Annotated in this window: 2 protein-coding genes; both read left to right on the top strand. The window is 60.8% G+C overall.

Going from position 1 to position 14,032, the window contains the following annotated elements:
- Positions 1–278: 278 nt before the first annotated feature.
- Complete coding sequence (locus ACR0AH_RS08310; protein ID WP_480591301.1) at positions 279–13,490, top strand: hypothetical protein; 13,212 nt, start codon at positions 279–281, stop codon at positions 13,488–13,490.
- 18 nt (positions 13,491–13,508) lie between these two features.
- A complete protein-coding gene (locus tag ACR0AH_RS08305; RefSeq protein WP_170407630.1) occupies positions 13,509–13,988 on the top strand; it encodes an invasion associated locus B family protein in 480 nt (159 codons plus the stop codon).
- The last annotated feature ends 44 nt before the right edge of the window (positions 13,989–14,032 follow it).

Below are 14,032 nucleotides of genomic sequence, written 5' to 3'. Positions count from 1 at the left end.
TAACCAAATCCAGTTTTAGACAAATTTAAGAAATCCACTCTCCTTAAACTTGCGCATATCTTTCTTTAGGTGGTGATGGGGAAATTCCCAAAAGCAATGTGTTGCTTTTGGGTGCAGCTCTTCTTTGCCTTCTGTGCTGGTGAATTGGGTTGTAGGGTCTCAAGGTGTCAAAGTTTTCAAACCTGCTGTTTGCGCTTTCTATTTTTCTATTTAATTCAACACCTTTGCTTGCCGCGCCGACGGCAGATTCAATTGTTGGAGACACTGTTAACAACCCTGTGACTGGACTGGATACGACAGTCACTGCACTGATTGTGGATCCCGCTTCAACACCTACAGCCGGGACGACGGCTTTTGTTGAGACGGCGGATGGCTATGTGTTTCTCGTCAAAGATGCCGGCGATACAATCTACAACTCCGACAATCCCCCGCTGGCATTTGAGATTGTATCCATAACAGGAACAACGGCTCAGATCAGTAATTCTGGTGCGACCGGAACGGCCAGCCTGTCCACTCAGCTGACCCTGTCTCAGTACAACAGCAACTTCAACAGTTCGGGTACTCCTGGCTCTGTCACCCCGCCGGTGAACGTCTCCGGACCTAACGGTGTGAGCCAGGTCGTTTACGGGCGAGATGGCAGCAATGGGCGCGATGGTGCGCTTGTTGTGCCACCAAGTTCAGGTGGAAACGGTGCCGATGGCCCAACCCAGACTCAAACCCTGAACGGGAATGTCAACGCAACCAGCAATGTCGGTTGGCAAGTGGGTAGCGTTGGCGGTGACGGTGGTCAGGGCGGCGACTCGTACCTGAGCTTTTGGGACGGGCGCGATGGCGGCGACGGCGGGGAAGGCGGCACGGTAAACGCAACACAATCCTCGAGCAGCACGATCCAGACATCGGGCGACGGCTATGACGGTATATTTGCCTTCAGCCGCAGCGGCGAGGCTGGTGATGGTGGCAGCGGCTTCGCGGCTCCGGGTGGGGGCACCGGTGGCCACTCGGCAGATGGTGGCGACGTAACCGTTACGCAGCGGGGTGACATTTCTACGTCCGGCGACTCGGCTGATGGCATCTATGCGCTGAGCGTTTCGAACAACGGCGGTAATGGCGGGTCACAATGGGGGCTGGTTGGCTCGTCCGGTAACGGAGGCTATGGCGGTAGCGGTGGCACCGTAACGGTAAACACGACCTCAAGCGGTAGCATCTTGACGACCGGCGACTATGCGAACGGTATTTACGCCCAATCCATCGGCGGTTCGGGGGGGTCAGCGGGGACAAGTGGCAACTTGTTGGTTTCGCTCATTGGCGGGGCCGATAATGGCGGAAATGGAGGCAGGGTTAACGTCTCGCATGGTGGCGCGATTGAAACACAAGGTGATTTCGCGCGCGGTATTGTTGCCCAGTCCATCGGCGGCGGCGGTGGTTCGGGCGGAACTGCAGGCGGCCTGGTATCACTTTCTCTTGGTGGTGTGGGCTCGAACGGCGGTAGCGGGGACTCGGTGAATGTCACTGTGCAAGGTTCGGGAAGCATCCTGACTTCGGGCATTGGGGCAGACGGTGTCATGGCGCAATCCATCGGCGGCAGCGGCGGAACCGGTGCAAACTCCTATGGGCTTGTTGCGATTGGTGGCACAGGATCTCGGGGAGGAACGGGCGCTGCGGTAAGCGTCAGCAACTACGGGCGTATTGTAACCGAAGACGACAACGCCCGCGGGATTATCGCGCAATCCATCGGCGGCGGTGGCGGTGATGGTGGCTCGTCCGGTGGAATGGTCTCGGTCGGAGGCAATGGCAGCGGCGGTGGCAGCGGGTCCACTGTGACGATCGTGAATGACGGGATCATCACCACTTCGGGTGATGATGCGATGGGTATTCTGGCCCAGTCGATTGGTGGCGGTGGTGGCAATGGTGGTTCGTCCGGTTCGGTAGGTGCGTTTGTCGGGGTAGCCATCGGTGGTGATGGCGGGGCCGGAGGGACCGGTGGCAATGTCAACGTAACCTTATCCAACACCGATGGCAGCCAGCCGTCGGCTATCCGGACTTCGGGCGCGCGCTCGGCAGGTGTATTTGCACAATCCGTCGGCGGCGGTGGCGGCAACGGTGGCGGAGCGGTCTCGGTTGCGGTTGGCGCATTTGGCGCGGCATCGGTCTCGGTTGGTGGGTCCGCTGGCAATGGTGGCAACGGTGGGACGGTCACGCTTAGCGGCAGCGGTTCAGCTTCTGTACAAACCGGTGGCGACGACTCGGTTGGGGTGATGCTGCAATCTGTTGGCGGTGGCGGGGGCAATGGTGGCTATGCCGTATCTGTCGCAGCCTCTGGAGGTCCGGTATCGGGTTCGCTGGCTGTTGGGGTTGGCGGTGACGGTGGTACGGGCGGCACGGGTGGTCCGGTCACGGTTGGCCAGTTCGATGGTAGTGGCGTCGCAACAGCAGCTGGGTTTGAAGGCACTGTCGTCACCACCGGAAACCGGTCGACAGGTATGCTGTTTCAGTCCGTCGGCGGTGGTGGTGGCAATGGTGGATTGGCGGTCGCCGCGACCGGTGGCGCCTCGGCACTATTTTCGGGCAACGTATCAGTTGGAATTGGCGGCAAGGCCGGCAGTGCGGGCAATGGTGGACTTGTTCAGGTCTATACCAATGCTGACGTGACCACGACTGGCACAAGCTCCAGCGCGATCATCGCGCAATCCGTGGGTGGCGGTGGCGGTAATGGTGGTGGAAGCATCGCGGCCGGTATCAGCGCAAGCGGAGGCGCTGCGGTCGGGATCAACGTCGGTGTCGGCGGAGATGGTGGTGGTGCCGGTATCGGTGGCAACGTCACTTTGCGTGCCGGTGGGACCTCAATCGAAACCAGTGGCGCATTCTCCAGCGGTGTCGTTGCGCAATCCGTTGGCGGCGGCGGTGGTAATGGTGGTTATGCCATCGGTGCCAGTGCCGATATTGCGGGCGGCGCTGCCGGGTCCATCAGTGTAGGCCTCGGCGGTAAAGCTGGCGGTGGAGGTGCGGGCGGTACAGTGACGGCCCAAGTTGATGCGGATGTCATCACCCGTGGGGATGATGCCGGTGCGGTCGTGGTGCAATCCATCGGCGGTGGCGGTGGCAATGGCGGCTTCAGCGTCGCTGCTGGCTTGGCGGCCGGCGGTGGCGGTGCCGGAACGATTGGAGTCGGACTTGGCGGCGACGGAGGCAGCGGCGGCATAGGCGGTACGGTAACCGGCGTGCGCGTCAACGGCGACGTTCGGACCGAAGGTGCACGCTCGACGGCTGTCGTTATTCAATCCATCGGCGGTGGCGGTGGTAATGGTGGTTTCAATGTCACCGCCGGAGTGGCAGCGGCAGGAGCCGGTGCTGGGTCAATTGGCGTCGGGCTCGGCGGCAACGGCGATACAGGCGGCAATGGCGGCGTGGTTGAAGGCCAGGTTGCAGGAAACGTCACAACAGTGTCCGAAGGTTCAGGCGGCGTAGTTTTCCAATCCATCGGCGGCGGTGGTGGCAATGGTGGCTTCAACGTGACGGCCGGTGTTGCTGGTGCGGGGGCAGGTGGCGGTGCCGTCACCGTAGGCCTTGGTGGCGACGGCTCAGGAGGTGGAATCGGTCAATCGGTGACCGGTCGAGTCACAGGCACCGTAAGCACCGGTGGCGCGGACTCAACTGCCGTTCTGGCACAGTCCGTTGGCGGCGGCGGTGGCAATGGTGCTTTTAATGTTAGCGCGTCACTTGCAGGGGCTGGGGTTGCGAGCGGTGCAGTTTCAGTTGGCCTTGGCGGCGACGGAGGTACGGGCTCGACGGGTGGCACAGTCAATCTGACGACCACAAATACGATTGTAACTGTCGGGGACCGTTCTTCAGGCGTCGTCGCCCAATCCATCGGCGGTGGTGGCGGCAATGGTGGGTTTAATATCTCGGGGACCGGGGCCGGTGCAGGTACTGCAAGCGGTGCGGTCAGTGTCGGGCTTGGTGGAACGGGCGCAGGTGGCGGTAATGGCGGGTCGGTTACGCTAAGATCCAGTGGGACAATTCTGACGCAAGGTGACTCGGCGACAGCCTTCCTCGCGCAGTCCATCGGTGGTGGCGGAGGTAACGGCGGGTTTAACGTCAGCGCATCGGTTCAGGGATCGGGCACTGCAGGGGCTGGCGTCTCGGTCGGATTGGGTGGCAACGGCGGCGGTGGCGGCGATGGCAGCACGGTCGATGCCACATCGAATAATGCGGTTGAAACGCAGGGGGATCAGTCCTCGGGCGTCGTAGCGCAATCCATCGGTGGCGGAGGCGGCAATGGTGGGTTCAACGTAGCCCCGGTTCTGTCGGGCGCAGGTACAGCCAGTGGTGCGGTGAGTGTAGGACTGGGTGGTTCAGGTGATACCGGCGGCAATGGCGGCATTGTCACGCTGACCTCGAATGGCACCATCCTGACGGATGGCTTCGCCTCTAGCGGGTTTGTTGCGCAGTCGCTTGGCGGTGGCGGTGGTAACGGCGGGTTCAATGTCTCGCCCACCGTGTCCGGGGCTGGAACGGGTGCGGGATCGGTTTCGGTTGGTCTGGGCGGCTCAGGGTCCGCCGGGGGTGACGGCAGTTTGGTGACGGCCAGCACAACAGCTAATGTGGTGACCCGAGGGGATGCTTCGGTGGGTGTCCTCGCGCAGTCCGTTGGTGGCGGCGGTGGTAATGGTGGCTTCAATGTCTCACCGGCTTTGGCTGGGGCCGGTACCGGATCGGGCGCGATCAGCGTTGGCCTGGGTGGGTCCGGTGGCAGCGGCGGCACGGGGGGTGTTGTTGGCCTGACGGTTGCCAATAGTGTTCAAACCGAAGGTGCGCAGTCCAGCGCAGTTGTGGCGCAATCAATCGGCGGCGGCGGCGGCAATGGCGGGTTCAACGTTTCCGCTTCCGTCGGTGGCGCAGGTACGGGTTCTGGCGCTGCGGCAGTTGGCTTGGGCGGTCGTGGAACTGGCGGCGGTGACGCCTCGGCGGTCACGGCGAATGTAACCGGGAATCTGATCACGCAAGGTGAAACCTCCAGCGGTCTCTTGGCACAATCTGTCGGCGGTGGCGGCGGTAATGGTGGCATGAACGTCTCGGTTGCAGTGGCCGCGGCGGGCACCGGCTCGGGTGGGGCATCCGTGGGTCTTGGTGGGGCGTCCGGTACCGGCGGCAACGGAGGCACAGTTGAAGCCACATTGAACGGAAACGTCTCGACACAAGGCGATGAATCCGGCGGGGTGATCGTGCAAAGCCTTGGCGGCGGTGGGGGCAATGGAGGCATGAATGTTTCCGCCACAGTCACTGTCGCAGGAACCGGCAGCGGTGGTGCGTCTGTTGGTCTTGGTGGCAGCGGTGGCGACGGGGGCGACGCGGATACGGCCGAAGGCACGGTCGTTGGCAATGTTACCACTACCGGTGACAATTCTGGCGGCGTCTTGGTGCAATCTGCTGCGGGTGGCGGCGGCAATGGCGGGCTGAACGTATCAGCAGCCGTGAACATCTCGGGGACCGGGGGCGGCGCCGTCGGGGTTGGCATCGGTGGCTCGGGTGGCGATGGCGGTGCTGCGAGCGCGGCGACGGGGTCGGTCACCGGCGATGTCACTACAAGTGGTGAGAACGCGGCGGGCGTTCTGGTCCAATCCGTTGGCGGCGGCGGCGGTAATGGCGGCGTCAACATATCGGGCGCTCTGAGCATCGCACGCACTGGATCGGGTGCGGCAGGTATCGGCGTGGGCGGCTTCGGCGGCAGTGGCGGGACCAGCGGGGTAGTCGACAACACGTTCTCGGGCAATGTGAGCACCTCGGGTCCGCGGTCGGCAGGTATTATCGCACAAAGCCTTGGCGGAGGTGGCGGCAATGGCGCCACAAACATTTCCGGGGCCATTTCTGTAGCCAGCAACTATTCCGGCGGTTTGGGGATCGGCGTCGGCGGCTTTGGCGGGGACGGTGGTGCGGCAGATAACGTCACGCAGCGGGTCACCGGAGATGTCATGACAACCGGTGATGACTCGGTCGGCATTCTGACGCAAAGCCTCGGCGGCGGTGGTGGCAACGGCGGCACCAACATTTCGGCAGCGTTGTCTCTGTCCCGATCAGCCAATGCGGCGGTCGGCATCGGTGTGGGCGGTTTTGGCGGCGGCGGCGCTGATGCCGGAGCGTTGGTGCAATCGACAATCACCGGTGGATTAACCACAACAGGTGATCGCAGCACCGGGATCCTGACACAGAGCCTTGGCGGCGGTGGTGGCAACGGCGGCACTAATATCTCGGCCTCGTTGGGTATCAGCCAGGAAAATGGCGGCTCGGTCAGTCTGGGCGTTGGCGGCTTCGGTGGCGGGGCGGGTAACGCTGGTGAAGTGAACAGCACATTGCGCTCAAGAACGGACAGCAGTGGCACAACTTCGGTGGTAACCACTGGCGTAGACAGTATTGGTGTCATGGCCCAGTCGGTCGGCGGCGGCGGCGGTAACGGCGGTCTGAACGTTTCTGGCGCTGTCAATCTCACCGGCAAATCCGGTGCAGCGGTTGCCCTGGGACTTGGTGGCTTTGGTGGCGGTGGTGGCAATGCCGATGCGGTCACGTTGGATGTTCAAAGCGATGTAGTGACGGCGGGCGACGGATCGCATGGTCTGTTTGCGCAAAGCCTTGGTGGCGGTGGCGGCACCGGGGGCGTGAGTATTTCGGGCACTCTGGCGCTGACTAAACCATCGGGGTCGGACACGATCTTTTCGGTTTCAGCGGGTGTTGGCGGCTTTGGCGGGGCTGGCGGTGACGCAAGTGACATCGATCTGGACTATACCGGCAATGTGCAGGCCGTTCCGATGGTCGAGCAACCGGATGGAACATTCGCTGTTGATGAAAGCAAAGGAGCCAGTGGCATCATTGCTCAGTCGCTTGGCGGCGGCGGCGGTGACGGTGGTACGAACGTCTCGGGCGGCCTCGCGATCAGCGGCAAACCCGGCGCAGGCCAGACAGATAGCAGCAAATCCTACGCGGTTGTCGTGGGCGTCGGGGGCTTTGGTGGCGGCGGTGGAGACGCCGGAAATGTCGATGTGAACATTGGCGCAGGCAGTACGATCACAGCTCACGGCACTGGCCAATCCGGCCTGCTGGCCCAATCCGTTGGCGGCGGCGGTGGCAACGGTGGTCTGAACGTGTCAGGCGGGATCGTATCCGACAGCTCTCTGATCGTGGGCGTCGGTGGTTTCGCAGGCGATGGCGGTCAGGCCGGAGACGTCACGATCACCTCGCAAGCGGATATTACGGTTACAACGAACCCGGACGATATATCGATCCCCAATACAACGACGTTCGAAGACAAACTGCGTGATTTCCTGGGCGACTCGATCGTAGATGAGACCGAGGAATTGGCGTCGAACTTCGGGTTGGAACGCCTGTTCATCGACATGGGTGTCTTCAACGAAGAAAAGCCGGATACTGACGGTTCGGCGGGTCTACTGGCGCAGTCCATCGGCGGCGGCGGCGGCAATGGCGGTCTGAATGTCTCGGGTGGAATCGCGCTCAGCAAAGATGGCAAGATCCCTTCGGTTACGTTTGGCGTCGGAGGCTTTGGCGGTGACGGCAATGTCTCGGGCAATGTGGGCGTCAATCACGCGGGAACTGTGTCAGTCGCCGGCAACTGGAAACATGGAGTTTTGGCCCAGTCGATCGCAGGCGGCGGTGGCAACGGTGCATTGAATGTGACCGGGCAGCTGAACTATGGCGACTCCAACAACTCGGACGGCAAAACGGATCTGAGCATTGTGGGCGGCCTTGGCGGCCACGGAGGTACTGGTGCGGATGCGGGTGACGTGTCGGTCACTCAGACCGGCAACATCGCAACAAATGGCTATCACGCGCGTGGAATCTTTGCCCAGAGCATCGGCGGCGGCGGTGGCACTGGCGGCATCAATGCAACCTTTGTTGGTACTAAGGACAGCTCACCGATCGCGATGGGGATCGGCGGCTTTGGCGGCGGTGGCGGCGATGCGGGTGACGTGACCGTCGCGCGTGGCACAGCGGCCCTTGCTGCGGGGACAATCACGACCGATGGCGTTGGATCGCACGGTATCGAGGCGTCGAGCATTGGCGGCGGCGGCGGCGATGCCGGGATCAACGCAGTTGTGGGTATCAGCAAGACCACCGGCAATCAAAGTAACGGCGGCACCGGCGATTCCACGGATCGCAAGACACCGACCAATACCGGCGTCGATGACTCGGTCATCGCCAACTACAACGCGGTTTTGGATGAGCTTGAAGGCAAGGTGAACCCTGCAGATTCCTCGGGCAACAAAACCGGAGTGTCGGCGGTGGTTGCCATCGGTGGCGATGCAGGTACGGCAGGGGACGGTGGCGAGGTCGATGTTGACCACTATGGTGATATCGTCACCTTGCAAGATGGCAGCCACGGCGTGTTTGGGCAATCCATCGGCGGTGGCGGCGGCAACGCCGCCTTGAACCTCGGCATGACCTATGAGCTTGCCTCAGACGCGGCCAACAAAGGCTTTGGCTTGGCTATTGGCGGCGGTACGGGTGAGGGCGGCATCGGTGGTTCGGTGGATGTGCGCAATACAGGCGATATCACGACCTCGGGCGCGGACTCTCATGGTCTCTTTGCGCAGTCCGTTGGCGGTGGTGGCGGCAATGCTGGCTACAATTCGGCATCGACGTCGGTCGATGGCGGCAATGTAAACATCCAGATCGGCCGCACGGGTGGAACCGGGGGCAGCGGCGGGGACGTCTATGCCAGCTCGAACGGCGCGATCAGCACGACGGGCAACCGGTCTTATGGCTTCTTTGCACAGTCCATCGGCAATGGCGGGGGTAACTCGTCATCAACTTCGGTCAGCATCGGCACCCCGAAATCCGGCGACAGCAAAGGCAACAAAGCCAGCCTGTCAGTCGGGCTTGAAGGCGGTACGGGTGGCGCAGCAGGCGATGTGACTTCTGTGGTGGCGGGCACTGTTGTCACGCAGGGCGATGACGCACATGGCGTATTTGCCCAGTCCGTTGGCGGCGGCGGCGGCAATGGTGGCAAGGCCAGCAACTCGGCTGGCAAGGGCACTTCAATTGCCTTGTCCATCGGTGGTACCGGAGGCACCGGAGGCGTTGGTGGCACGGTGGACGTGACCAACACTGCCCAGATCGCAACGTTAGGAGATCGCTCGATTGGGCTGATGGCGCAATCCATCGGTGGCGCAGGCGGAACTGGCGGCATGGTACAGGCCGGACAATCGAACCTCGATACCATCAAAGCTGTGGTAAACCCGTCCACAGTCGGCACCACAGCATCGATCAACATAGGCGGTACCGGTGGGGACGGTATGACCTCGGACATCGTGACCGTAGTGAGCGACGGAGTGATCAGCACAGCAGGCACCATGGCCCATGGTATCTTTGCGCAGTCCGTCGGAGGCGGCGGCGGCATGGGTGGTGTCGTGGAAAACCGCATCATCAGCCTGCGTAAAGAGATTGGAAACACCGCGACATTGTCCATCGGCGGCAACGGCGGCTCGGGTGCGATGTCGGCGGCGGTATCTGTGACCAACCGGGACGTGATCCTGACCACGGGCGACAAGTCGGTGGGTATCTACGCGCAATCGGTCGGCGGTGGCGGTGGTGATGCACAGCAGGTTCGAAACATTATTCTGGGCCGGTCCTCGGAGGGGTCTACGACAAACGCGATCCTTATTGGTGGCACCGGCGGCACCGGTGGTTCTGGCAGTACAACCACTGTTGTGAACGAAGCCGATGGTACGATCGTGACCAGCGGAGCCGAAAGCCACGGTATCTTCGCACAGTCTGTCGGAGGTGGCGGCGGCAATGGCGGATCGACAATCTCGGTTGATGGTCGCTATGGCGGGGCCGAGGCGAGCACTCGGCGGGCGTTGCAGTTTGGCCTGGGTGGCTCGGGTGGTTCCGGTGGAACCGGAGGCAACGTGGCCGTCACAAATGCAGGTACGATCCTCACCATTGGTGCAGGTGCGCATGGCATCTTTGCTCAATCCGTTGGTGGTGGCGGCGGCAACGGTGGGAGTTCGATCACAGGGACTTTGCGGCTGAAGACGGGGGACAGCAGCTCTCCGACCGCGCAGTTGAACATCGGTGGTTCGGGTGGCAGTGGCAATGCTGCCGGAAACGCGGTTGTCACCAATACCGGCGACATCCGCGTTGATGGCGAAGGGGCCTACGGTATCTTCGCGCAATCCGTTGGTGGCGGCGGCGGTAACGGTGGTTTGGCCGTCGCGATGGATGTGAACGACCTCAAAAACACCATGACCGGCCAGTCATACTCGAAGATCGCCATTGGCGGTTCTGGTGGTGACGGGGCGGATGGTGGAGATGTCACGGTCAACCATACCGGTACGATTGTCGTGAACGCTGAAAACGGGTTCGGTATCTATGCCCAATCCGTAGGTGGCGGCGGCGGCAATGCGGGATATTCGGTATCGTCGCCCTTAGTCTCGGCGCTGGATTACACGATCTCTCATGTGTTGGGCGCGCGAGAAGGGACCACCGGATCGGTGGGAACCGCGAATGTCAATTCAACTGGTGACATTCTGGTGAATGGTGCAGGCAGCGAGGCCATCTTCGCACAATCCGTTAACGGCGGCGGCGGCAACTCTGAAACATCGGTCGACTTTACGACTGCGACGGCAAGCGCGGGTGGAACCGGCACTGTTTATATCAGTGACATCTCGCTGGGCGGTGATGATGTTTCGGGCACAGCGGGCAGCCAGGTTGCCCAGTCGCACGTCGGTAACATAGCGACCACCAGCGACCGCTCGACAGGTCTGATGCTGCAGAGTGTTGGCGGCGGTGGTGGCACATCGGCCAACAACATCAGCCTTCAGGATGGCGACGGTATCGAGATTGATGCGCGCCTGGGCGCGATTGATACGAATGATGCAGCAGGTGGCGATGTGTTCGGCAGCCGGACGGGCGATGTCGGCACTGATGGTGCGTTTTCCTCGGCAGGTACGGCGCAATCTATTGGCGGCGGCGGCGGTAAGCTGGTGCTCAACAGCACGGGCACGGCTGATACCAACAGGTTTGCTTCGGTAATCCTGGGGTCCGATCCAAGCTTCCGCAACAACGGCGGTGATATCGATCTTGATCTGAATGGAGATGTCTTCACCAGCGGTGACCGGTCCTTTGGCCAAAGCGTTCAAAGCATCGGCGCGGGCGGTGGTGAAGCTGTCGTTGCTGGTCTTGGAGGCGTCGATGTGACCCTCGGGGCGCAGGACGATTCAACTGGAGATGGCGGCAACGTCGATTTCGCCAATACCGGTGACGTAAACACAAGTGGTACCGGATCGCATGCGTTCGTGATCCAGAGCATCGGTGGTGGCGGTGGTCTTGTCACGACAGACCTGGACCCCAGCCAGGTGACCGTAAATCTGTCAGCTGCAAATGGCGGGGACGGCGGGGACATTCTATTCTCGCAAACTGGTAACACGATCACCAGCGGAGAGAACGCGATCGGTGTTGCAGTGCAATCGCTGGGTGGCGGTGGCGGCATCGTCGACTCCATATTCCGGGGTGCCGCAGGTGGCGCCGGGTCGGGCGGTGCTATCGACATGACCCTGACCGGCAATGTGTTGTCGGTCGGCGACGGGGGCATTGGTGTCTTTGCTCAATCCGAAGGCCGTGACGGGGCAGACGCCATCATGCTTGGTTTCGATGGTGTTGTCATGGGCGGCACCGGGCAAGCGAATTCGGTTGCCTCGATCATTGTCGACGGAGGTACCGACAACACGCTGACCCTATCAGAAGACACGGTGCTGATCGCGGGCAATAACCAACTGGTGAACGGCGGCGATGGCAATGAACAAATTACGCTGTCCGGACGCGCGCTTGGGAACCTGAACCTTGGTGACGGGACGAATGGCCTGACCGTGGAAGATGGTGCAACCTTCTATGCATTGGATACCGTGAATCTGGGCGACGCCGGGCTCATGCAGGTGGATGGCAACTTGGTTCTGGGCGCAAATTGGGGCGTCGACGGAGGCCTGACGGCTGCTGTTCAAGCGGATGATTTTTCCTTCACCGAAAATGTCAGCCAGACCACGAACGTGACCGGAAGTCTGGCCTTTGGCGGCACTGCGACTTCAACGTTCGACGTGTATTTCCGAACCACTGGCATATCGGGTGGAGACAGCGATCTGATCAATGTCACCGGGGATGCCACCATTGGTGGTACATTGGTGCCGCGGTTGAACACGCTCGAACGCGCGTTGCCGCTTGTCATCATCAATCCCGATGGAACGGCCGCAGATGCTGGCACGACCATCCAGGACACTGTGGTTCTTGATTACTCCATTGGTTTGAACGGGGCGACGTCGGACGGCAGTTCGATCGATCTGGTGATCACACCAGACTATTCGACGCCTAGGATGAACTCCAACCAGACCGCGATCGGTGACTATATCAATGATGTCCTGAACGGGCGGGGAACGTCCGAACAGGGCGAGCTTTTGGCGCTGATCGGGAACATGCAATCCGAGGCCGATGTGATCGCGGCCATTGAGAGCTTGTCGACAGCGGACTACGCCGCAGATGCGGTGGATGCGTATTTTGGCACGCGAGTATTCGCGGATACGCTGCAAAACTGCGAACGCTACACCAATTATCAAGCCGGGGATGATCCGCGTAACTGTATCTGGTTTACCGGCGGCCGCTACTTCTTCGACCGCGAGCAGATCGGGATTTACAACGATCTGAACGTCAATAACACCAATTGGTCGGCGGGTGTCCGTCTACCGGTGGGGGATGAGTTGTATGCAGGGTTTGCCCTGGGCTACGACCAGATCAGCCTGCAGAACGGATCGCTATACAATGCATCCGGCGATCGGTTCAATCTGGGTGCATCGCTGACCAAATACACAGGCGCGTGGGAGTTTGCGGCCATGCTGTCGGCAGGTTGGTCAAACTACGATACAAGCCGTGCAGGTGGGATACGGGGCGTTTTGCCCAATGGCACTATTGTGGACACCGTTGGTGTCAGCGAGATCAAGCACCAGATGAACCACCAGAACCTGCGGCTCAGCCTGGCGTATGATCAAAGACTTGGCGCTGGTGGAGCGTATCTGCGCCCCGAACTGGCCGTCGATGCGACGCGGTTGGCGACGGAAAGCAATGGCGATGCCACTTTGTCAGGTGTCGTCTTGCAGGACGACAACGAGGTGATCTATTCGCTGACGCCGTCGATTGAGATCGGGACCGAGCAGATCCTGAGCGCCTCGCAGAAACTGCGTGCGAGCTTGCGCGCCGGTGCCATCCTCTCGTCTGACGACACAGTGTCGATAACCGCTGGCTTCAGTGGGGCCAGCGCCGCCGACGGAGGGTTCGTGAATACCAGCTATATCGGTGACGCCCACGGCGTCGTGTCCGCGCGGTTGGGATTGTTTGCTTTGGATGACAGCAGCTTTATCAACCTGAGCCTGGACCATATGTTTGGAGACTCAACCGAAGCCCTGCAGGTTGGCATTGGCCTTGGGATACAATTCTAGTTTATGAGGAACAGCAGTATGAAAACTTGGATCTACGCTTTGGTGGCGTCGTTCGGTTTGACAACTCAACTTGGCGCACAGGAAAACGAAGCGCCATTGTGGTCGGTCAACTGCAGCAATCAGGTCAACGGAACTGAATTGATTTGTGAAATGACCCAGACCATTATCTTAACCGAGAACAATCAAAGGCTTGCCTCGATTGCGTTCGTCAAACCTGCCGGCAGAGACGAGATCGAAGCGGTGCTGACACTGCCATTTGGCCTGCTGTTCTCTGAAGGGCTGATTGCTAAAGTGGATGATGCCGAGATCGCGCGGCTGGATTTTCTAACCTGCGAAGCACAGGGTTGTTTTGCCCGTTCTCCTGTTTCTCAGGACTGGATGTCAAAGATGCGCGCTGGCAATCTGTTGAGTATTGAAAGCGTAAACCGGGTCGGCGATCCGATTTCCTTTGGTTTCGATCTGGCGGGATTTAGCAGAATATCCGATATGCTGCCGTGATTGCCTGGCCTTCCTTCCAGAAGGCCGCGCAGGCCTTCTTGGTC

The sequence above is a fragment of the Ruegeria sp. AM5 genome (assembly GCF_056540645.1).
Note: the sequence above shows the minus strand (reverse complement) of the source record. Positions and strands in the feature narration are given on the sequence as shown.